Consider the following 22,269-nt stretch of genomic DNA (forward strand, 5'->3'; position numbering starts at 1 on the left):
CGCGACTTGATCTGCGTGTTGAATCTGGATGAGGCAGAGCAGAGCGTCCTTACTGCCGGGCTGATGGCTGCGCCGGCGCATCGGACAAGGCCAGGCCTGCCTGCTGCGCATCGAAGCCGCCGCCCAGCGCCTTGAACAGCAGAATCTGCTGATCGCGGCGGCTGGCTTCCAGGCTGACGATGACTTGGCGCTGCGCCAGCAGGGCCGTCTCGGCGTTCAGCAAGGTCAGCTGCGAGCTCATGCCGATGCGATAGCGTTCACGCGCCAGATTGAAGGCACGCTCGGCCGCCGCCAGTGCTTCACGGCGGATCGGCAACTGGCGATCGGTGGAACGGATCATCGTGATCTGGCGCGCCACTTCGCTGTAGGCGTCGTTGAGCGTCTTGTTATAGGTGGCCACGGCCAGATCGTAATTGGCGTATTCGCCTTTCAGACCTGCGCGCAGGGCGCCGCCCTCAAAGATCGGCAAGGTGATCGCCGGACCGAAGGCGATGCTCTTGCTGGCCGCGGTAAACGGATTGTTGTTGAGCAGCGTGTCGAAGCCGATCATCGCCGACAGATTGATGTCGGGATAGAAGCGCGCTTTGGCCACGTCCACGCCTTGCGTCGCGGCTTCCACCTGCCAGCGCGCGGCCACGATATCCGGACGGCGGCCGATCAGATTGAGCGGCAGATCGCCCGGCAGGGCCGGGGTGCTCAGATTGCTCATGGTCGGCGCCGTCAGTTGCAGGCCGCGATCCGGGCCTTTGCCGACCAGTGCGCCGATCTGCTGACGGGTCAGCAGAATCTGGCCTTCGCTCTGCTCCAGCTGGGCGCGTGCATCGGCGCTGCTGCCTTGCGACTGATTGCGTTCGATCTGGGTATCGAGGCCATTTTTGACGCGATCAACCGTAATTTTTTGCAAAGATTCGCGCTGCGTGACGGTGCGCTGCAAAATGTCGTGCTGCGCATACTGCGCCGCCAGTTCGCTGTAGGCCGAGACGATGGAGCTGGTCAGCGCCAGGCGCGTTTCCTGGGCGCTGGCCTGCGCCGCTTTTTCGTTGGAGATGGCTTGCGCCAGCGCCGCATGGTTCTTGTTCCACAGGTCGAGTTCGTAGCCGATGTTCAGGAAGGCTTTTTTCTCGTTGAACCAGTTGCCGCCGTAAGGCTCGGGATAAATCGTGGTGCTGGAGAACTGGTTGCGGGTGAAGCTGGCTTCCGCGTTGACGGTCGGCAGCAAGGGCGCGCCACGGCTTTCCGCCAGGGCGCCGGCTGCGGCGATGCGCGCCTGCGCCTGCTGCAGTGTCGGGCTGGAGGCGAGCGCTTCTTCCACCAGCGCCGTCAATTGCGCATCGCCGAATTGCTGCACCCAATTGCTTTCAGGCCATTGACCTGGCTGGCCGTTGGGGTTGGCGAAGCTGCGGTCGGTCGAAAAATCGGAGGCCTTGGCCAGTTGCTTGTCACTATTGATGCCGCTGAAACTGGCACAGCCGGACAGGCCCAGCAGGCCGATCAGCATCGCGCACGCGGCGATCGCCCGCAACGGAGCGGCGGGCGACGTAACGAATTTCATAGGGTTCTCCACGGTAATGATTGGCGTATGACTTTGTTTTTTAATTCGATGATTTAAATTAGATTCGAATGATCTATCGCATTATTTCTATTGCTATATGCGAGTGCTGACGAGTAAAAACTCATTTTTGTATTATACTCTGGATATACGAACAATAACTCATGTTGTTAATTCGCGTGTTTAAGGGCACGTTTTCAAGCAGGCAAAAATGAAACTCCAACCTAGAAAAGAGCCACGCCAGGCGCGTTCACGCGCCATGGTCGATACCATTCTCGATGCCATGTCGCGGGTGCTGGTCGAACGCGGCTATGCCAAAACCAATACCAATCTGGTGGCGGAGGCGGCGGGCATCAGCGTCGGCTCGCTGTACCAATATTTCCCGAACAAGGACGCGCTGATTTTTGCGCTGCGGGAACGCCATGTGACGCGCATGCTGAGTCTGTTTGAAGGCGTGGTGGATCAGATGACCGACGCCGGCTCCCTGACCAGCGACTTTGAAGCGCTGATCGATGCGCTGGTGGCGGCGCACTTGCTGGAACCCGAGCTCAACCGCATCCTGGAAGAAGAATTTCCGGCCTTTAACATGCCGGTGTCGAACCAGATTCGCGAGCGCTTCTTCGACTCCATTCGCGGCGTGTTGAAGCGGCATCGTGCCGCCATTTCGGCGCCGGATATCGACGTCGCGACCTTCGTGGTGCAGCGCATGCTCAAGGCGCTGATCAACGCGGTGGTGCTGACCGGGCCGGGCGGTTTGAGCCCGGGAAGCATTCGCCCGGAAATTGTTCCAGCTGTTATTGGTTATTTGACTGCGCAAAGATTGAATTAAATGCATAATGGATTTGCTTGCTGATCGAAGCATGCGAGAACGCACGTCAATAAGCATGTGAGTAAGCATGCAAGTTCTCGATAAATTTCGATCTGCCCGTGCTTGGCCTGATCGGTTCGCAAGCACGGACGCGGGTACCGGATGGATACCGGCCGCAGCATCGGGGGAATCCATTATTTTTGCCATTCATCAAAATCAATCATGGTGTCATTGAAAGCAACCTGTTTACAGGTATGCGCTGCAGCAGCTTTGCTTGTTGCAGGACTGACGGCGACGCCGGCGTGGGCCGCGTTGTCGGTGCAGGTTCTCGATTCTGCTGGTCTGCCCGTGGCGAATGCCGTGGTCTATGCCGAACCTGCAACCGGCGCGGGTCCGGCCAAGGCGCCCAAGCAGGCTGAGGTCGAGCAAAAGGACACCAAATTCTTTCCGCTGGTGACGGTGGTCCAGACCGGCACGCCGATTCTGTTTCCCAATCACGATAAGGTGCGCCACCAGGTCTATTCGTTCTCGCCGGCCAAGACCTTCGAGCTGAAACTCTATTCAGGCGTGCCCGGCAATCCCATACTGTTCGACAAAGCCGGAACCGTGGTGCTAGGCTGCAATATCCATGATCAGATGGTCGCGTATATACAAGTCGTCAACACACCGTTTTTCGGTGTGACCGATCGCCAGGGCATGGTCACGCTGGACGGCATGGGCAATGGCAAATACACGCTCAAGGCCTGGTATTTCAAGATGGCGCAAAACGAGCCTGCGCAGGAGCAGGCGTTGACGTATCAGGGCGGCGAGGCCAAGGCTTCGCTGAAATTGAATGTGAAGGCGGTGCCGGTGCAATAGCCGGGCACGCAAACAACGGGGACTGCTGGTGCGCTTGTATCGACTGGAAAACCGCATCGTCGCGCTGTTCATCATCCTGATTACGGTGGTGCAGATAGCCGGCTTCGTCGCCATTCGTCAGGCGATTGACGGCAATGCGCGGGCGTCGATCCGCGAAGAATTGGTCATCGGTGAACGCGTTTTCTCGCGCCTGCTCGAACAAAACGCCCAGAAACTGACACAAGGCGCACGCCTGCTGGCCTCCGACTACGGCTTCCGCCAGGCCATCGGCACCGACGACCGCGACACCATCAATTCGGTACTGGCCAATCATGGCGCCCGTATCGGCGCCTCGATTGCCATGCTGATCGGCACCGACAAGCTGGTGCGCGCGTCCACCCTCGACAGCCAGGACGGCGATCTGACCGAAAGCAGCATGCAACTGATCGAGTCGACTGAGGCGGAAAATGGCGCGGCGGGCAATGCCATCGTGGGCGGCAAGCTGTATCAGATCGTGGCGGTGCCGGTGAAGGCGCCGGTCACCATCGCCTGGGTGGTGATGGGTTTTCCGGTGGATGAAAAGCTGGTGGCCGACATGAGCGCCTTGTCCTCGTTGCAGGTCAGCGTGCTGGTGACCGACAAGAACGGCGGCTGGAGGACCGATGTTTCGACGCTGCCGCGCGAGGTGGCCGCGATGCTGCCGCAAGAATTCAAGAAGCCGGGCATGCGCGCCGATTTCGTGCCGCAGCTTGACATCCACGACAATGAATACAGCGCCCGCGTGCTGCGCCTGAACCGCACCAACGACGGTCAGGAAGCGATTGCCGTATTGCAGCGTTCGATCAGCGAAGCGGTCAAGCCCTACCGTCGCCTGCAATTGATCCTGCTCAGCATCAGCATCATTGGCGTGGTGATTGCCGTAATCGCCAGCGCCCTGATGGCGCGCCGTATAGCCAGTCCCTTGCGTGAACTGGCCGATGTTGCGCAAAGGCTGGAAAGCGGCGATTACCGCGAGCCTATCCATATCCGTCGCCGCGACGAGATCGGCGAACTGGCCAATGCTTTCGAAAGCATGCGTACCGGCATCGCGCGCCGTGAGCTGAAGATCGGCCGTCTGGCGTATTGGGACCAGCTCACCGACTTGCCCAATCGCGTGCAGTTTGCCGACCTCCTGCGCGAATCCATAGAACGTAACAAGACCGATGGCGGCAGCAGCCATATTCTGATGATGGATCTGGATCGCTTTCAGCAGGTCAACGACGTGCTCGGACACGATTTCGGCGACGACTTGCTGCGGCAGGTGGCGCGCCGGCTGTCCGACCAGATGCAGCGTCCGGAAAACAAGGTGGCGCGCATGGGCGGCGACGAGTTCGCGATCCTGCTGCCGGATACCGATGTCGAGCAGGCGCTGGCGCAGGCGCAGCGCATCTTGCGCGCGCTCGAACTGCCGTTGTCGCTGCAGGAACATACCGTGGATCTGGGCGCCGGTATCGGCATCGCCGGCTATCCGGCGCATGGCGCCAGCAGTGATGTGCTGCTGAGCCGCGCCGAAGTGGCGATGTATTCGGCCAAGACCGGTGGCCGCGGCGTGGTGGTCTACGATCCGGCTATCGATCAGACCAGCCAGGAAAGTTTGTCGCTGCTCAGTGAACTGCGCCGTGCGCTGGAGCGCGATGAATTCATGCTCTATCTGCAACCCAAGCTGGATCTGGCTTCCGGTTCCGTCATCGGGGCCGAGGCGCTGGTGCGCTGGGTGCACCCGGAAAAGGGCTTCATCGGCCCCGACAACTTCATTCCCTTTGCCGAGACCACCGGCTTCATCCGCATGCTGACCATCTGGATGCTGGAGAAGACGGCTGCGTTCTGCAGCGAGTTGCAGTTGCGCGGCACCCACCTCAAGTTCTCGGTCAATCTCTCCGCACGCGATCTGATGGATCAGGATCTGGCCATGCGCTTTGCGGAAATCCTCACCCGTTACCGGCTGTCGCCGGTGTCGATGTGTCTGGAAATCACCGAGAGCGCGATCATGGACGATCCGGCGCGCGCCATGGCGACCCTGGAAAAACTCAGCAACATGGGCGTCTCGCTGGCCATCGACGATTTCGGCACCGGTTATTCTTCGCTGGCTTATCTCAAGCGCCTGCCGGTGGATGAGCTGAAGATCGACAAGTCCTTCGTCATGAACATGGAGCAGGACATGGACGACGCCCGCATCGTGCGTTCCACCATCGACCTCGGCCACAACATGGGCCTGCGCGTGATTGCCGAAGGCGTCGAAAGCGAAGCGGTCTGGTTCCTGCTGCGCCAGATGGGCTGCGATCAGGGCCAGGGTTATTTCATGGGCAAGCCTATGCCGGTGGAGCGCTTCCTCGAATGGCTGCAACACTGGCGTCCGCCCGAGTCGCTGGATCAGTCGGAAAACATGGCGGTCTGAAGCCGGTCTTTTCACCCTCATTCGTCACCACTCGTCGCCACCTGAGCGAGCCACCTCCGGCTCCGACATCAAAAAATCCAATAATCCAATCCATCATGCCTAGGCGCACGCCGCGGCATCAGTGATGCCTCACCGCGCGAGCGCATCAGGAACAACCTGATAGCGCCTGCCGTGCTCCTTTTTTAAAATTCATTCGCAATGCAAGTTGTTGTAAAGGCATCAAGTTCCGTATTGCGCAGCCGTTAATGATCCTGCAGCAATCACAAGAACAAGAGCTGAAACAGACGCGACCGATGGTTCGCTTGCATGTCCCGGCGAGGGAGGAAGTTACCCGGCTCGCCGGAACCTGACGTGGCGATGTGCAGACAGCATATGGCCGGCGATGCAAGGTGTGGCGTGCGGATACTCAAACGTGCAGTTGATGAACAGCAAGCAGGGGAATGATGAATACACAAAACGGGCTCACAGAGAAATCGGGGACGTGGCGCAGGTGCGCCATCGCCATCGCCGCCGCGCTGACTGCCGGCGCGCCGCTGGCAGTCCAGGCGCAAACTCAGAATCAGACTCAGGCGGCGCCGGCCGTGTCGACCGGTGCCGCTGCTGTCGCGCCGGCAGACGCCGGCAGCGCCGGCTGGTTGCCTGATCTGGGCAAGCTCACCGCCACCGGCGGCGTGATCCAGGTTGAGGGCGCGGGCGGCGGCGGCTTGACGCCGTGGGCGCTGATCACCGGTTACGGCACGCGCGATAGCTACGGCGCGAACGCGCATTACACCTATATCAGCACGCAGGATTACAAACTGACTTCTTATGGCGTGGCCGTCGGTCTGCTGGACCGCGTCGAGCTGTCGGTAGCCAAGCAGAAATTCACCGGCAGTCTGGCGCCGCTGAACAATCTCAGCATCGAGCAGGATATTTTCGGCATCAAGGTCAAGCTGGTCGGCGACGCTGTCTACAATCAGGACGAATGGCTGCCTCAGATTTCGGCCGGCGCCATGTTCAAACGCAACAACGGCATCAACGGCCTCGGCGCCGTCACCAATGTGAAGCAGCTGGGCTCGGCCAGCGACTCCGGCATTGACTATTACCTGGCGGCGACCAAGCTGTTCCTGGCGCAGAGCCTGCTGGTCAACGGTACTGTGCGTTTCACCAAGGCCAATCAGATGGGGATTCTGGGTTTCGGCGGCGACAAGAGCGACCGCTATGAACCCATGCTGGAAGGCTCGGTGGCTTACCTGATCAACCGCAAGCTGGCGATCGGCGCCGAATACCGCATGAAGCCGCGCAACTTGTCGGCCGATAACGAGAAGGATTACTACGACGCCTTCGTCGCCTGGTTCCCGACCAAGAATGTGTCGCTGACGCTGGCCTATGTGTCGCTCGGCGATATCACCGTGTACAACCCCAAACGGCAGGAAGGCGTGTATCTGTCGCTGCAGGCCGGATTCTGAATCGGAAGAGACCGCCATGAAAATCATGCATCTTAAAATCGCAGGCCTGACGCTGCTGGCCTCCTTGAGTCTCACCGCAATGTCGCAAGCACAGGGCCTTGCGCCCGCAACCATGACGACCTCTGCCGCGCCGACGGCCAAGCCGGCCGTGGTCAAGGATCCGAGCTTGTTCAAGGACCTGGGCGGCTTGCCGGTGATCCAGAAAGTGGTGGCCGATTTTGTCGCGCTGATGCTGGCTGACGATCGCATCAAGCACACCTTCAGGGACACCGATCTGAAGCGGCTGGATAAAACCCTGGTCGAGCAGTTCTGCGACCTGAGCGGCGGAGGCTGCATCTACACCGGCGATCCGATGAAGGAAGTGCATCAGGGCCTGCAACTGACCAATGCGCATTTCAACGCGCTGGTGGAAGACCTGCAACTGGCGATGGACAAGTCGGACATCCCCTCGCATGTGCAGAATCGCCTGCTGGCCTTGCTGGCGCCGATGCAGCGCGATACCGTCACACGCTGAAATCGCTCTGGCTCCCGCCCGGTCAAGGTCTGATCTGCTGATGGCGATCGGATCCTGATCGGTCGGCATCCCGGCGGTTGCCGGGGCGCCGCAGTCAAATTCTTTTCTGCTCCGCCCTGCATGGACTTGTATTAAGCTCAGGCACTTCCGGGCCGCTATCAGGCTGTCATCTCGCACAGCAAAAATATTTTCAAGTACATGGAATAAATCCTTCCTCAGCCACGTATACCTCGGCATGGGTAAGGCATATCGCGTAACCCTGATACAAACCTGCGTGCGATCTTGCCGCGAGACCATGATCCGGCGTCGGGCGGTGCTCGGAATCCTGAGGGACTAAAGTACACTCCGGTTCCTGTGTTCCGGCCGTCACCGGCTGATGGCCTCTCGCTACAGATTGCAAGCAGGTTTCAAAAAAAGGAAATACCATGAGACTCCTCGCATCTTCCCTGATCGTGCTGGCCTGCGCTTCCGCCTCCTTTTCCGTCTCTGCACAAAATGTCGGCGTGATGGCCAAGGGCGGTATTCTGGTCGACGCCAAAGGCATGACCGTCTATACCTTCGACAAAGACACTGCCAACAGCGGCAAGAGCGCCTGCAACGGCCCATGCGCTGCGATCTGGCCGCCGGTGCCTGCCATGGGCATGCCGGCCGCACCTTACTCCAGCATCAAGCGCGATGACGGCAGCGCGCAACTGGCCTATGAAGGCAAGCCCTTGTATCTGTACGCGTCCGACAAGCAGGCCGGCGAGCGCGCGGGCGACAACTTCAAGGACATCTGGCACGTGGTCAAGCAATAACAGCCGCTACGCCAGATTGCCGCCTATGCCGCCGACCCCGACATGATCTTCAGCTTTTCCAGGCCAGCTGCCAGGCAGGTCAGGCCGGGCGCAGACGAGCAACTGATGCTCGCCTGCCTGCCGCGTCTGCGGCGTTACGCGCGGGCGCTGCTGGCGGGCGATGCAGCAGCGGCCGACGATCTGGTGCAGGACACGCTGGAGCGGGCCTGGCAGAAGCTGGCGAGCTGGCAGCGCAGCGACGACATGCGGCCGTGGTTGTTCGGCATCATGCACAACCTGCATGTGGACCAGCGCCGGCGACCGGCGCTGGATACGGTCGAACTGGATGAGAGCGAAAGCCATCAGCTGGCAGCTCCGCCGCTGGAACATGGCGTGCTGCGCGATCTGGAGTCTGCCTTGCGCCTGCTGGCGCCGGAGCAGTCCGAAGTCTTGTTGCTGGTGGTGCTGGAAGAGATGCGCTACGAAGAGGTCGCGGTGACACTGAATATTCCGCTGGGCACCGTGATGTCGCGGCTGTCACGTGCGCGCGAACGCTTGCGCATGCTGGTGGACGGCAAGGATGAACGGCCGGCGACGCCGTTGAAGGTGGTGAAATGAGCGCACGATCCCCGATCAGTGAATCCGATCTGCATGCTTATGCAGATGGCCTGCTGCCGGCCGAAAGACTGGCCGAGGTGGCCGATTATCTGCAACAGCAGCCCGGGCAGCTGGAGCGCCTGCGCGTCTATCGCCAGCAAAATCAATCGCTGCATCTGCTGTACGACGATGTGCTGGATGAGCCTCTGCCGCCGCGCTTTGCTGCGTTTCTGAATACGCAGGCCGGGGCGAGTGAAACGGCGCGGCCGCAGGAAAAACGCCGCATGCCGCTCCTGCGCTGGGCGGCGATGCTGCTATTGACCGTTGCCGGCGCGGTAGGCGGCTGGGTTTTGCATGGCGCTGCACAGAATTCTTCAGTGCCATGGCTGGCGCAATCGGCCCGCTCCGGCGTCATCAGAGCGGCACAGACCGCGCCGCTGGAACTGGCGCGCCAGGCGGCGGTGGCGCATGCCGTGTATAGCCCCGATGTGCGACGTCCCGTGGAAATCGGCGCGGATCAGGAGCAGGCGCTGGTGACCTGGTTGTCCAAGCGCATAGGCTCGCCGATGCGGGCGCCCAAGCTGGCGACGCTGGGCTTCGAGCTGATCGGCGGCCGCTTGCTGCCGGGGCAGAGCGGTCCGGTGGCGCAATTCATGTATCAGGATCGCGGCGGTCAGCGGCTGACGCTGTATGTCTCGCGCGACCAGCAGCAGAATCAGGACACCGGTTTCCGCTTCGCCGAAGAAGGCAAGATCAATGTCTTTTACTGGATAGACGGCGAGTTCGGCTATGCCTTGTCGGGCGGCATCAGCCGCGCCGATTTGTCGCGCATTGCCAGCGCCGTGTATGAGCAGCTGGAGCTGCCGGCCGCTGCCGGTACGGCGAAAAAATAAGGCGCGGCAATACCGCAGCCCTTGCCCCCGCACATCAATGCTTCGCTGCGCCCTCATCGGCAGGAGCTGCCGCTGTCGCCTCATCCCTGGGCGGTAGGAAGAACTCAAGCGGCCGTTTCAGGAAGCGCGATGCGATGCTTTTCAGCAAAGGCATTCCCTGACGGAATCGGACGCCGCGCGAACGCAGCGCCACAAACAGCGCCAGCGCAAAACTCACCCACAGATTGATGGCGCCCACCGCCAGTACGCCGAAGGCCGAGCGTAGCAAGACGTGCCAGCCGACCTCATTGCTCAGACCGACCAGCGCGATTGCAAAATTGGCGGCGGAGAAAGTGATGTGGCGGATATCGATCGGCAAGCCCAGCAGGAAGCCGATGGTGCCGATGGTGCCCAGCAGAATGCCGAAATAGAAATTCCCCATCAGACCGCCCAGACTGCGCTCCAGATAGTCGCCGAAACGCACGGTGCGGGCCTGGCCGAGCACGCGCGTCAGCCAGCGGGCGCGCGCCACGCGTTGCGCCATGCGGGTGTACAGCGCCTTGTTGTCGTAGTAACCGGAAATCAGGCCGGCCAGGAACAGGCAGACACCGGCAATCGCGGCATGGAACAGCGCCAGGCTGCCGAAGGGATCGATGTCGTGCAGCAGATGCTGCGCCTTGTCGGGCGTGACGAAATGATGGCCGCTGGCAAAGTAGAAGGCGTAGGCCAGCGCATAAGCGACCGGAAAGGCGATGCTCAGATTGCCCAGCACCGCCACGAACTGGGTGCGGAAGACCTTGACGATCATGCCGCTCAGACTGTCCAGATCGAGGTTGCGGCCGTCGCGGCTGTGCAGGCCAGCGGCAATGCGCGAGGCCGTCATGGCCGGTTGCTTGGTGGCGACGGTGAAGTGCAGCACATGGATCAGCATGAAGCCCAGCGAGTAATTCATGCTGAACAGAAATGCTTCCACCAGCGGCGCCGCGCGCAGGTAAGACATCATGATCTTGATCATCGCCATGAAGCCGATGATGAAGCCGGCGCCGGCCGCCGAGCGATACATGGCCGAATATTCGGCGCGGTTTTCCGCGATGTAGTGCTCGCCGGTGCGGCTGGCGTTCTCGGTGATGTTGCGCGCCAGCAGATTGATGTTGCCGGCAAACAGTTCGCGCACGGTGTATTTGCGGTTGTGCGCCTCCACCAGTTCAAGCCCCAGCTCCAGACCGATCAATTGTTTTTGTTCGGCGGGCAGCGGGGCGTTGACGGTCGAATTTTCAGAGGCTGAGGCCAGCGCCGGACGGCCATCGGCCACATCCACCAGCGCCAGCAGTTTGCGCAGCCGGTCCAGGTTCTGATCCAGCCGCAGCAGACGGTAGGTCAGCGAAACGCTGGTGCCGATGCGCGTCGCGTTCTTGCGGATCTTGTCGACCACATCCTGGCATTGCTGCAGCATCACCAGCACATGGCTGGCGTCTTCCATCGGCGCCGTATCGCCCTGCAGATAGCGGCGATAGCCCTCCAGATAAGTGTGCAGCTCCACGTTCTGCATCAGGAACGGCGATTCGAAGGCCTTGATATCGCTATAGATGCGGATCAGCTCGGGCTCCATGCCGATGGCGCTGATGCGGTAAGACAGCACCTGAATCGCCTGCAGCAGCTCGGTCATGATCTTCAGGCGGTCGAGCTGGTCATTGCTGCTGCGCGCCGCGTGGGTGTCGGCAGTCAGCGCAGTGGCATCGCGCACGCCGTCCAGCGCTTGCGCCAGCGCATTCCAGTCTGCCAGCGGCACCGCCTGTATCCACAGATAGTCGGTGTTGAAGGGCAGAATCTTTTCCAGGCAATCCTGCAGATAGCGTTCATCGAGCGCCGGCGGCAGGATGCGATACACGATGCGCCGGTGCAGCTCCGAGAAAAAACCGTCGTTCGACAGAATCCCGATGTCGGTATACAGGCTGGTCTGGCGCCGTGCCGACAGCAGATGCAGCAAATGCCGGCGCAGGTTCACGGCATGTGGCGGCTGGCGTTGCAACAGCAGCGTCAGTTCGCGCACGCGTTCGATGGCCTGCTCCGGCTCGGCGCCTGTGGCCGGGCGCAGACAGGCGATCAGATGCGCCAGATTTTCAAGTTCGGCGGATTCGGGAGCGGCAGAGATTTTTTCCAGGGCTGACAGCATGTACGGCGGATCGATCTTAAAAAGTGAGGATGAAAGTACAGAATGCCCGCAAGGCTACGGCATGGCGGGTCTGGCCGGAGCGCAACGCTAGCAGATCGCTGGAAAACTGCAATCGCTGGATCGCCAATCTTGATGCATTTAGTCGCTTTACGTTGGTTTTCTCTGTTTTATGTGATGAGGTCTGCAAACGACGAAAGCCGACTTTGGTGCATGGCAGCATCGCAGTGTAATGCCGATCTTGGCGGGAGTCTTAACAGGTGAAAATTAAAGATAAGAACCGTCCTCAGACGTAAAGAAAACCCGGCTTGATGCCGCTAAATATTTACTCATCGCGAAAAAGCGTCAAGAGGCCCGGACCTGAGCTGGATAGGTCCGGCAAGCGGCGGAAAGAGATGGCGGCGGAGCGGTGCAGCATCAGCTCGGCCGGCATGGCAAAGCCGTCGCGTGCAGCGGCTGCAGGTCTTGCGTTTTGATGCGATGAGCTTTCGTTACACCTTAGGGGCTTATTCACATTCGGTTCAAGAATGAGAAAGAGTCGCAGGCATTGCCTGCCTCCCGCGATGTTTTGCGTTTGCCTGTCCGGAGCGCCGGAGTCGGGTGGGGCCGGTAGTGTTCCTTCCGGGTTGGACACATCTGTTGAATCGGATGCGAACAGGCCGTTGTGAAGGAGTTCTTATGGAGATAGCTACTATCGCCACCGGTGTAGCAACAGCATGGCTGGCAAAGAAGGCAGTTGAAACAGTGGGGGGGGAAGTGGGTAAGGCGGCAGGTCATGTCATTGACGAGGTCGTCGGTTTTGTTACCCCGAGTTTGCCGGCCAATCTGAATATAGGTCGCATTATCAATACCTGGGCCTGAAGAATGACGTGCTGATACAGCACTTGTATTGCTTGAGTCGCTCCCGCAAGGGGGCGATTTTTTTTGTGTGTTGGATAGGACTTACTCGCGTTTAGTGTGTTGTTTTGGCAATATTTTTGTCAGCGAAATGTAAAAAATATCTTGATGCTAGTAAAGATTTGAGAAAAACTGCCGTAAATGCTTTCATGCGTGCTGTTCTGGTGCGTGTGATTTGCAAGTCTCATAAGGAGTATTTATGGACGTAACCCAAATAGCCTCTCTTGCCACCAATCTGGCGACGGCGAAAGATGCGGATGCGGTGAACATCGCCGTGTTGAAAAAAGCGCTGGATGCTCAAGTCAGTGTTGCCGCTGGATTGCTGCAGGCTTTACCGCCGCCGTTGCCGGCCAATCCGAATATCGGTCGCAACGTCAACACCACAGCCTGACTTCAGGCTGGAAAAATCGCGCTGCCGGTGCGATTTTTTTTGAGTCGAATATTGCCTTAAAGACATGTATTGGCTGATTTCGGTGAAGTGTCAGGCTTCGACAAGCTTCTTGTCAGTCTGAAAGGGGCATGACGCCAGCCATTTTCAAGTTTTCCCGTAGGTTTTTGCAGTCCTTGCGTTGCGACAATAAAAATAATACTGCGTGCTTTTGGCCATCTCATCAGGCCGCTCTGAATTTGAATTGACGTTGAATTTGTTTTCAATTTGTTAAGCATCAGTTTCAGCAGTTCCGAATTCTCGTTCTTGCATCGCCAATAGATTTGCATCGCCGGACATGCCGCTCGCGCGGCCGCCGGTGTCAGTCCGATCGCATTTTGCTCATTGAGCGCGCGCTCGGCATGCAGGGGGTAACACTTAATTGCAGACGTAGTTGCAGCGAGCTCAGGGTGCCACTTGCCTCAAGGCAGGTCGTTGTCCGCCTGGTTCGAGAGCTTGCCCGGGGAGGGGTCATGAATCGAATATATTGCGTCGTGTGGAGCGCCGTGCGCGGGGGCTGGGTGGCGGCATCCGAAATGACGAAGAGCAAAGGCAAAGGGAAAAGCTCGACTTCATCTGCAAGCGCCGGTGCAAAGGCCGGGTTGGCTCGTGGCTGCGCGCTTCTTCGAAAAATGGCGCTGGTGGTCGGCATAGGCCTGACATTGCTGCCGGGCGGCAGTGCCTGGGGGCAAAATTATATTGGTGTCACAACAGGTACTTCGCCGGTAGCAAATACTAGCGCTCAGACGGGTACGGGCGGCAATGTGGCTATCGGAGCAAGCAGCAAGGCTTTGAATGAAGGCACAATCGCGGTGGGCGCGGGCGCCACAGCAACCGTCGGAGACTCTACTGCGGTCGGTAAGCAGGCCGCAGCCACCGGCGGAAGTTCCACTGCCATCGGCACGGTTGCCAGTGCCACAAATACTGCTTCGATTGCAATCGGTCGGCTTAGTGTTTCGAATGGTAGATCGGCAGTGGCCATTGGCACTGACGCTACAGCCATCGCTGATAATTCGCTGGCTATCGGTCCATTTTCCAAAACTACCGGTGAGGGATCAACCGCAGTAGGTGTGCAGGCAAACGCCAGCGCTCAGAGTGCTTTTGCGGCTGGTGACCAAGCGAATGCTTCCGGAGTGAATTCGATTGCAATGGGTTTGAGCTCCAGCTCGTCGGCGCAAAACGCGATCGCAATTGGTTCGTCTGCCGCCGCCAGCGGACAGGCCGCGCTGGCGCTGGGTTTTCAGGCCAGCGCGGCGGGTGCCAATGCCTTTGCCGGAGGTCCTAACGCATCTGCGTCGGGGGCTTCATCGGTGGCGCTGGGTAACACCGCTATTGCATCTTCAGCCTCATCCATCGCAATCGGTACGGCCGCTAATTCTTCCAATACCGACACCGTCGCCATCGGTAACACCTCGCGCGCCACGGCGCAATATTCAGCGGCCCTCGGCTCCAACGCCGCCGCCACCAACACCAGCGCGCTGGCGCTCGGCCGCTCGGCCACTGCTAGCGGCAATGCCGCCGTCGCCACCGGCTTGTCCAGCAATGCCTACGGCACCAACAGCATGGCGCTGGGCCCGAGTGCGGTGGCCGGCATCAGCGGCAATACCACGCTGACCGGCGATGTTGCGCTGGGTTATCAGGCGGCCGCCACCGGCGGCGGCTCGCTGGCGCAGGGCGTGGGCGCGGTTGCCAGCGGCCAGTACGCGGTGAGCATCGGCCGGCTGGCCAATTCCACCGGGGCGGCGGCTGTCGCGCTCGGTACAGGAGCCAGTTCCACCGGCGCCTCCACGACTGCCATCGGGCCGAATGCCATCGCCTCCGGCGCCAATGCCAGTGCCATCGGCAACGGCGCCACGGCGTCCGGTTCCGCCAGTTCCGCCAGCGGCAACAATGCCGTTGCCAGCGGCGCCGGTGCAGTGGCCAGCGGCAATGCGGCCAACGCTACAGGCAACAACAGTTATGCAGGCGGTAGTTCTGCCACTGCTTACAACACCGGCGATGTCTCGCTGGGCATGAACGCCGAATCCGGCGTATCGGGTTCTGGCACGCTGACCAACGATACCGCCATCGGCGCGGCGGCCAAGGCCAGCGGCGGCAAGTCGGCTGCGCTGGGCAATGCGGCCAATGCGCTGGGCGCCAGTTCGATTGCCATCGGCGACACCAGCAAGGCCTACAACAGCGCGTCATTGGCGCTGGGTTTGAATTCGGTGGCCGGTGTCAGCGGCTCGGGCACGATCACGAACGACGTGGCGATCGGCAACACAGCGCGCGCCACCGGTGGCAGTTCGGTGGCGACGGGCAGTTCTGCGACCGCCAGCGGCAGCCGTGCGTTTGCCGGCGGCGTTTCCTCCACCGCGTCAGGGGCGTCAGCGATCGCCCTGGGCGATACTGCGGCAGCCTCTGGCGCCAATGCCGTCGCGCTCGGCGCCAGCAGCAGCGCGAGCAATGCCGGTGCCGCCGCACTGGGTTTGTCTGCTGCGGCATCAGGCACCAACGCCACGGCGCTCGGTGCGCAGGCCAATGCCGCCGGCGCCGGTTCGCTGGCAGGCGGTTTGCAGGCGCGGGCCTTCAATGCCGGCGATACGGCGCTGGGGCGCAATGCCACGGCCGGTGTATCCGGTTCTGGCACCCTGACCAATGACACCGCCATCGGCGATGCCGCCAGCGCCACCGGCGGACGTTCTCTGGCCAGCGGTGTCTCCGCTGCGGCCAGCGGCGCCTCGGCCTCGGCCTTGGGCGATACCGCCAGCGCCAGCGGCATCGGCAGCGTGGCGCTGGGTTTGAATACCGTGGCCAGCGCGCAGAATGCGCTGGCTGAAGGTACGGGCGCGCAGGCCTCCGCCAGCAATGCGGCGGCCTTGGGCAGCGGCGCCCAGGCGACGGCGGCGACGGCGACGGCGGTCGGCGGCAATGCCAATGCGGCAGGCGTGAATTCCTATGCCGGCGGTTCTGCCGCCAGCGCCTTCAACAGCGCTGCGGTGGCGGTCGGGTATAACGCTGTGGCCGGCGTATCCGGTTCCGGTTCTATCCTCAATGACGCAGCCTTCGGCACCGGCGCACGCGCCATCGGCGGCAGTTCCTTTGCCGCGGGCGACACCGCTTTGGCCAGTGCGCAATATGGCGTGGCGGTGGGTTATCAGACGGTCGCCAGCGGCGCCGGCGCCTCTGCGCTGGGGCGTTCGGCCAGCGCTACTGCGGCCAATGCGGCAGCGCTGGGCAGCAATGCCGTGGCGAGCGCGGCGCAGGCGACGGCAGTCGGTGATCAGGCGAGCGCCGCCGGCGTTGGCGCGACCGCCGCCGGCGCCGCCGCCAAGGCCTATAACCAGAATGGGGTAGCAGTCGGCGCGAACGCGGTGGCCGGCGTGTCCGGCGGCGGCGTGCAAAATGATGTGGCGCTGGGAGCCGGTGCGACTGCCACCGGCGGCAATGCCTTTGCCGGCGGCAAGTCAGCCAGCGCGGCCGGCGCTTCATCGGTGGCCATCGGCGATACCGCCAGCGCCTCCACTGCGGGCGCCGTCGCCATCGGGCAGAACGCGACCGCGCTCGGCGGCAAGGCCGTCTCCATCGGCGTCGGCAATACCGCCAGCGGCAATGGCGCGGTGGCCATCGGGGATCCGAACAACGCCACCGGCACAGGTGCCCTGGCCATCGGCGCGGACAACACCGCCAACGGTACCGGCGCGCTGGCATTGGGCAACAACAATAGCGCGACCGGGCAGGGCTCAATCGCGATGGGCAATCAATCCACCGTGGCGAACGCCGGCGGCGTAGCCTTGGGCGATACCGCCAAGGTCACGGTCAACGGCGGCGTGGCGCTGGGTTCGGGCTCGACCTCCGACCGTGCGTTGGCGGCGACCTCGGGTGTGATTTCCGGCACTTCGATTCCTTACAACACCACCGACCACACTTTGCTCGGCGCGATCTCGGTAGGCGACGCGACGTCACACAGCTATCGCCAGATCACCAATGTGGCGGACGGCACCGAGGACCATGACGCTGTGACGGTGCGCCAGTTGACCACGGCGCTGGCTGCATTCGCTGCGTCGCCGACCAAGTATTTCCATGCGAATTCGACCTTGTCGGATTCGCTGGCCAACGGCAACAACTCGATTGCGGTCGGTCCGGCTACCGCAGTGACCGGCGACAACGGCCTCGGCATCGGCAACAACGCGACCGTCTCCGGCGTAGCGCCGGGTGGTATCGCCATCGGCCAGAACACCAGCTCAGGCGCAGCCGATGCCATTGCCATGGGCAGCGGCGCCAGCGCCAGCAATGCGCGCGCGATCGCGCTGGGTGTGAATGCCACGGCCACGCATGCGGACAGCATTGCGCTGGGTTCGGGCTCGGCGACGACAGTCGGCGCGCTCACCAACTACAACGGCTATGCCTTGACTCCCGGCGCCAGCTCTTCGGCCGGTGAACTCAATATCGGCAATCGCCAGATTACCGGGCTGGCGCCTGGCGTCAACAATGGCGATGCCAGTACCGTCGGTCAGCTGAAAGCGGTGAACGATGCCCTGACCGCACAGATTGCTTCGGTCAGTTCCGGCACCTCGGCCTACTTCAAGGCCAACTCGTCCGCAGCCGCCGGGCAGGCGATCGGCGCCGAAAGCGTCGCAGCCGGCCCGCAGACCGTCGCGACCGGCGCCAACAGCGTGGCAATGGGCACGCAATCGCAGGCGCAAACGGCCAGCGCCGTGGCCATTGGCGATAACGCGGTGGCCGGCGGCGGCAAATCAGTGGCGGTCGGCGCCAACAACACGGCCAGCGGCGATGGCGCCCTGGCCGCCGGCAGCGGCAACAGCGCGACTGGTCAGGGCGCCCTGGCGCTGGGCAATGGCAACACCGCCAGCGGCCAGGGTGCGACTGCGCTGGGCAATGCCGCCAGCGCCGGCGCCGCCGGTGCATTGGCGATAGGCGATGGCGCCGCCAGCAATCAGTTGAACAGCATCGCCCTGGGCAAGGCAGCGCAGGCCAGCGCCACCAACAGCGTGGCGCTGGGCGCCAATTCTGTGGCGGCGACCGGGGCACAGAGCGGCTACAACCCGTTTGCACTGGCGGCCGGCAGCGGTAATTCGGCCGGTGAAGTGTCGATAGGCTCATCCGGCAGCGAACGCAAGCTGACCAATCTGGCGCCCGGCAGCGCCGGCACCGATGCGGTCAACGTCAACCAGCTGACCGCAGTGGCCAATCGTATCGTCGCCGCACAGGGCGACACGCTGCAATGGGATCCGGCTGCCAACGGCGGGCTAGGAGCCTATAGCGCCGACCACAGCGGTACGCCGAGCAAGATCACCAATGTCGCCAACGGCGCAGTGAACGCCGCCAGCAGCGATGCCGTCAACGGGGCGCAATTGTTTGCGGTGACCGGTGACACCAGCACCACCTATGTACAGAACAACGGCGCCGGCGTGAAATACGTGCGCACCAATGACACCGGTCTGGCGGCGGATGACGCGCACGCATCCGCGCAGGGGGCGACGGCGGTGGGTTACAACGCAGTGGCGTCGCAGGTCAATTCGCTGGCGCTGGGGAATGGTGCAGTGGCCAATTTCGGCAATAGCGTGGCGCTGGGGGCAGGATCGCGCACCAGCGTCGGGGCTGAAACCTACACGGAGTCGATCTTTGGCAATACCTATACCTCGGTGGGCGAAGTGTCGATCGGTGCGCCCGGCAGCGAGCGCAAGCTGACCAATGTCGCACCCGGTAGCGAAAGAACCGATGCAGTGAATTTTGGCCAGTTGTACGACGTGGCCGCCGGTATCCTCACCGTCGTTGGCGATCCCCTGAAATATGACGCAGCGGCCGACGGTGGCCTGGGTGCCTACAACGCCGACAACGGCACCGGCGCGCAGAAGATCGTCAATCTGAAGGATGGCACCGTCGCCGCCGGCAGCAAGGATGCCATCAACGGCGGCCAGTTGTATGAGGTGGCCGGCAATACCAGTTCCGCCTACACCACGGCCAACGGTGTCGGCGCCCGCTATGCGCGCACCAATGAAAGCACGCTCACCGCCAGCGATTCTTCTGCGCAAGGCGTGGGTTCGACTGCGGTCGGTTACAACGCGGTCAGCACCGCCAACAATTCGCTGGCGCTGGGGCGCGACAGCCAGGCCTTGTTCGCCGGCAGCGTGGCGCTGGGCTATGGGGCGGTCACCACTACCGGTGCGCAAAGCGGCTATAACCCCTTCGCCTTGCTGGCCGGTAGCGGCAATTCGGTGGGAGAGGTTTCGATTGGATCGTCGGGGGCCGAACGCAAACTGACCAATCTTGCGGCTGGCAGTGCTGCGACCGACGCTGTCAACGTTGCGCAGTTACAGGCGGTGCAGGCACAGATCAGCAGCGCCAGCGGCAGCGGTCCGATATGGGACCCGACCGCCAACGGCGGCCTGGGCGCCTACAGCGCAAATCATGCGGGCACGCCCAGCAAGCTGACCAATCTGGCGGCCGGCACGGTCAGTGCCACCAGTACCGATGCGATCAACGGCGCGCAATTGTTTGCGGTGACCGGCGACACCAGCACGACCTACATCACCAACAACGGCAGCGGCGTGCAATACGCGCGCACCAATGCCACCGGCTTGCCGGCCGGCGATTCGCACGCTTCGGCGCAAGGGGCGACGGCGGTCGGCTACAACGCCACGGCATCGCAGGGCAATGCGCTGGCATTGGGGGCGAATACGGTGTCGTCGGTAAATGGCGGCGTGGCGCTGGGTTCCGGGTCGGTCTCGGATCGGGTGATCGCCGCGACCAACGGCACCATTGTGTCCGGAGCCGCCACGGTGCCTTACAACACGACTGACAGGACCTTGCTCGGTGCGGTATCGGTCGGCGACAGTACCGCCAATACCTACCGCCAGATCATCAATGTGGCCGACGGTACGCAGGCGCAGGATGCCGTCACGGTGCGTCAGCTGACCGGGGCGCTGGCCTCGTTTGCGGTATCGCCGACCATGTACTTCCATGCCAATTCGAGCGGCGCCGATTCGCTGGCGGTGGGTACCAATGCGGTGGCGATGGGACCGAACACCGTAGTGAACGGCAACAACGGCGTCGGCCTGGGGAATGGGGCAATAGTCGATGTCGCAGCCACCGGCGGCGTCGCCATCGGCCAGGCGGCGCAGGCCTTGCAGGTGGATGCCCTGGCCATGGGCAGCGGCGCGCTGGCCAGCGGCACCCAGTCGATTGCGCAGGGCGCCAATGCCAGGGCGACGGCCGGCGGTGCGATTGCCATCGGCTCGGGCGCGACGTCCGGTTTTGCCGACAGTATTGCGCTTGGTTCCGGCTCGGTCACCACCGTCGGCGCCCAGATCAGCTATGTCGCCTATGGTTTGTCGACCGGACAGACCTAGGCCGGTGAGCTGAATATCGGCAATCGCAAGATCACCGGCGTGGCGGCCGGCTCGGCCGGCACCGATGCGGTCAACGTGAATCAGTTGACGGCGGTGGCGGACAGCCTCTCCAGCCAGATCAGCGCACTCGGCGGCGGTGGCGGCAGTGGCAGCGGCACCAACGTGACCTACGACAGCGCGGCCAAGGCCAAGATCACGCTCAATGCGGGCGGCACGCCGGTGACCTTGAGCAATGTCGCAGCGGGCGTGGCCGGCACCGATGCGGTCAACGTCAATCAGTTGAACTCCGGCATCAGCAGCGCGGTATCGCAATCCAATCAATACACCGACAGCCAGATTCAGAGCGTGCGCGGCGATCTGGACACGGCGCGGCGCGATGCCAACGGCGGCATTGCCTCAGCCATGGCGGTCGCCGGTCTGCCGCAGCCGACCGAGGCCGGGCGCAGCATGCTGGCGGTATCCGGCGGCACCTATGAGGGGCAGAGCGGCATGGCGCTGGGTTTGTCGACCATTACCGATAACGGCAAATGGGTGATCAAGGCCTCGGCCACCACCAATACGCGTGGCCGTACCGGGGCCGTGGTCGGCGCCGGTTTCCAGTGGTGAATGAGATGAGTAAATGAGATGAAATACGCGATTCTTGCTTAAAAGGAAAGCTGGGGCGCGATAGGGGTTCTGTTTGCAGCTTTGCGTGATGCGTTTTGGCGGTACAACATTAGCCTGACTTCAGGCAATCAAACGCATCACGAAATTCAGCGCCGCGATGATTGCAACGATGATCGCAGCTATTTTTCAGTTCATCCTCAGGGAGAAAACATGATGTGGTCCGATTCTGTCCTAGCTTCGACTCGATTTCTCAAATATGGCGCGCCGCTGGCCGTCATGCTGCTGGCGCATCAGCCGGCATCCGCCCAGACCGCTTCGCTCGACGGCGCCATCGCCGCCGCCAAACATTGGGCCACGCTGGCCGACGCCAAGTCGACCGATCGCATGTGGTCCAGCAGTGGTCCCGTCATGCAAAAGAGCTTCAACAAGGACGACTGGGGCAAATACCTCACCAGCCTGCAGACCGATTTCGGCGGCATCAACAAGCGCGACTGGGTGCAGGTGGTGCGCATCAGCAATCCCGAAAGTCTGCCGCCCGGCGAATACGTGAACGTGGTGTTCGCTTCGCGATTTGCCAAAAGCATGGCGATAGAAAAGATTTCGCTGGTGCAGGACGGCACCAGCTGGGTGCCGGTCGGCTATACCGTGACCAAGCCCGAGCAGGTTGCCGCGGTAGCGCCGGCGGCAGTGGCGGGAGCACCAGCCGCACCTGCCGCCAAATAAGTCTGAGTCTATTTCCGGGAGGAAGACCGGTAGCCGTTTGTGCGTCGGCTTGCTGCAAGTGCGCATGGCAAGTCGAGATGTGGTGGTGGATTTTGCATCGCAAAGTATCGTAGGGGGGAGCAGCGCCAAAGGGGGGCGGGGGAAATCAATAGCATGACGGCATGAGCGCCGATGCAGGGGTGCATCGATACCAGCGCTAGCCCACGTGCACAGAGTCAGTGTTTTACCGGATGTAATGCCAGCAGAGGCGACGTCCGTT

15 protein-coding genes and 1 pseudogene are annotated in these 22,269 nt (G+C 61.9%); 14 read left to right on the plus strand and 2 right to left on the minus strand.

What is annotated here, in order from left to right:
* Positions 1 to 49: 49 nt before the first annotated feature.
* Complete coding sequence (locus PQR62_RS16715; protein WP_408159119.1) at positions 50 to 1,552, minus strand: efflux transporter outer membrane subunit; 1,503 nt, start codon at positions 1,550 to 1,552, stop codon at positions 50 to 52.
* Positions 1,553 to 1,760: 208 nt separating this feature from the next.
* Between PQR62_RS16715 and PQR62_RS16720 the strand changes: the two genes are divergently transcribed.
* From PQR62_RS16720 to PQR62_RS16755, 8 genes are all read left to right on the plus strand, one after another.
* Positions 1,761 to 2,378 (plus strand): TetR/AcrR family transcriptional regulator, encoded by a 618-nt coding sequence (locus tag PQR62_RS16720; RefSeq protein WP_408159120.1) that lies wholly within the window; start codon positions 1,761 to 1,763, stop codon positions 2,376 to 2,378.
* A gap of 249 nt (positions 2,379 to 2,627) precedes the next feature.
* A complete protein-coding gene (locus PQR62_RS16725) occupies positions 2,628 to 3,215 on the plus strand; it encodes a methylamine utilization protein (protein ID WP_408159121.1) in 588 nt (195 codons plus the stop codon).
* A 28-nt stretch (positions 3,216 to 3,243) separates the two neighbouring features.
* The gene (locus tag PQR62_RS16730; RefSeq protein WP_408159122.1) at positions 3,244 to 5,628 is read left to right on the plus strand and encodes a putative bifunctional diguanylate cyclase/phosphodiesterase; all 2,385 of its coding nucleotides are present in this window, start codon (positions 3,244 to 3,246) and stop codon (positions 5,626 to 5,628) included.
* Between the two features lie 440 nt (positions 5,629 to 6,068).
* Positions 6,069 to 7,076 carry a DUF3034 family protein gene (locus PQR62_RS16735; RefSeq protein WP_408159123.1) on the plus strand — a complete coding sequence of 336 codons (1,008 nt, stop codon included), beginning with the start codon at positions 6,069 to 6,071 and terminating at the stop codon, positions 7,074 to 7,076.
* Positions 7,077 to 7,092: 16 nt separating this feature from the next.
* Entirely contained in the window at positions 7,093 to 7,590 is a 498-nt protein-coding gene (locus tag PQR62_RS16740; RefSeq protein WP_408159124.1) for a group I truncated hemoglobin, read from the plus strand.
* Positions 7,591 to 8,015: 425 nt separating this feature from the next.
* Entirely contained in the window at positions 8,016 to 8,387 is a 372-nt protein-coding gene (locus PQR62_RS16745; RefSeq protein ID WP_408159125.1) for a COG4315 family predicted lipoprotein, read from the plus strand.
* 105 nt (positions 8,388 to 8,492) lie between these two features.
* A complete protein-coding gene (locus PQR62_RS16750) occupies positions 8,493 to 8,984 on the plus strand; it encodes an RNA polymerase sigma factor (RefSeq protein WP_408159126.1) in 492 nt (163 codons plus the stop codon).
* Positions 8,981 to 9,856: an anti-sigma factor family protein gene (locus tag PQR62_RS16755; RefSeq protein WP_408159127.1), complete on the plus strand. Its 876-nt coding sequence runs from the start codon at positions 8,981 to 8,983 to the stop codon at positions 9,854 to 9,856. The genes PQR62_RS16750 and PQR62_RS16755 overlap by 4 nt, the downstream gene beginning before the upstream one ends.
* Positions 9,857 to 9,890: 34 nt before the next feature.
* Here the strand turns inward: PQR62_RS16755 and PQR62_RS16760 are convergent, their stop codons facing one another.
* Entirely contained in the window at positions 9,891 to 12,008 is a 2,118-nt protein-coding gene (locus PQR62_RS16760; protein WP_408159128.1) for a site-specific recombinase, read from the minus strand.
* A gap of 675 nt (positions 12,009 to 12,683) precedes the next feature.
* Here PQR62_RS16760 and PQR62_RS16765 point away from each other — a divergent pair.
* From PQR62_RS16765 to PQR62_RS16785, 6 genes and pseudogenes are all read left to right on the plus strand, one after another.
* The gene (locus PQR62_RS16765; protein WP_408159129.1) at positions 12,684 to 12,866 is read left to right on the plus strand and encodes a hypothetical protein; all 183 of its coding nucleotides are present in this window, start codon (positions 12,684 to 12,686) and stop codon (positions 12,864 to 12,866) included.
* 235 nt (positions 12,867 to 13,101) lie between these two features.
* Positions 13,102 to 13,293, plus strand: a complete 192-nt coding sequence (locus PQR62_RS16770) for a YjfB family protein (RefSeq protein WP_408159130.1) — start codon at positions 13,102 to 13,104, stop codon at positions 13,291 to 13,293.
* A 509-nt stretch (positions 13,294 to 13,802) separates the two neighbouring features.
* Positions 13,803 to 14,354, plus strand: a pseudogene (locus PQR62_RS25635) (ESPR-type extended signal peptide-containing protein); the annotation flags it as partial.
* Between the two features lie 108 nt (positions 14,355 to 14,462).
* Entirely contained in the window at positions 14,463 to 20,681 is a 6,219-nt protein-coding gene (locus tag PQR62_RS16775; protein WP_459251863.1) for a hypothetical protein, read from the plus strand.
* A gap of 39 nt (positions 20,682 to 20,720) precedes the next feature.
* Positions 20,721 to 21,287 (plus strand): YadA family autotransporter adhesin, encoded by a 567-nt coding sequence (locus PQR62_RS25640; protein WP_459251860.1) that lies wholly within the window; start codon positions 20,721 to 20,723, stop codon positions 21,285 to 21,287.
* 210 nt (positions 21,288 to 21,497) lie between these two features.
* A complete protein-coding gene (locus PQR62_RS16785; RefSeq protein ID WP_408159131.1) occupies positions 21,498 to 22,010 on the plus strand; it encodes a DUF4019 domain-containing protein in 513 nt (170 codons plus the stop codon).
* Positions 22,011 to 22,269: the final 259 nt, after the last annotated feature.

The organism is Herbaspirillum lusitanum, assembly GCF_046025995.1.
Classification (GTDB): Bacteria; Pseudomonadota; Gammaproteobacteria; order Burkholderiales; family Burkholderiaceae_D; genus Herbaspirillum; species Herbaspirillum lusitanum_A.

Coding starts and splice junctions, on each gene's coding strand:
- PQR62_RS16740 (WP_408159124.1), top strand. CDS start 7,093: ATGAAAATCATGCATCTTAAAATCGCAGGCCTGACGCTGCTGGCCTCC.
- PQR62_RS16765 (WP_408159129.1), top strand. CDS start 12,684: ATGGAGATAGCTACTATCGCCACCGGTGTAGCAACAGCATGGCTGGCA.
- PQR62_RS16755 (WP_408159127.1), top strand. CDS start 8,981: ATGAGCGCACGATCCCCGATCAGTGAATCCGATCTGCATGCTTATGCA.
- PQR62_RS16785 (WP_408159131.1), top strand. CDS start 21,498: ATGATGTGGTCCGATTCTGTCCTAGCTTCGACTCGATTTCTCAAATAT.
- PQR62_RS16715 (WP_408159119.1), bottom strand. CDS start 1,552: ATGAAATTCGTTACGTCGCCCGCCGCTCCGTTGCGGGCGATCGCCGCG.
- PQR62_RS16760 (WP_408159128.1), bottom strand. CDS start 12,008: ATGCTGTCAGCCCTGGAAAAAATCTCTGCCGCTCCCGAATCCGCCGAA.
- PQR62_RS16720 (WP_408159120.1), top strand. CDS start 1,761: ATGAAACTCCAACCTAGAAAAGAGCCACGCCAGGCGCGTTCACGCGCC.
- PQR62_RS16735 (WP_408159123.1), top strand. CDS start 6,069: ATGATGAATACACAAAACGGGCTCACAGAGAAATCGGGGACGTGGCGC.
- PQR62_RS16770 (WP_408159130.1), top strand. CDS start 13,102: ATGGACGTAACCCAAATAGCCTCTCTTGCCACCAATCTGGCGACGGCG.
- PQR62_RS16750 (WP_408159126.1), top strand. CDS start 8,493: ATGCTCGCCTGCCTGCCGCGTCTGCGGCGTTACGCGCGGGCGCTGCTG.
- PQR62_RS16745 (WP_408159125.1), top strand. CDS start 8,016: ATGAGACTCCTCGCATCTTCCCTGATCGTGCTGGCCTGCGCTTCCGCC.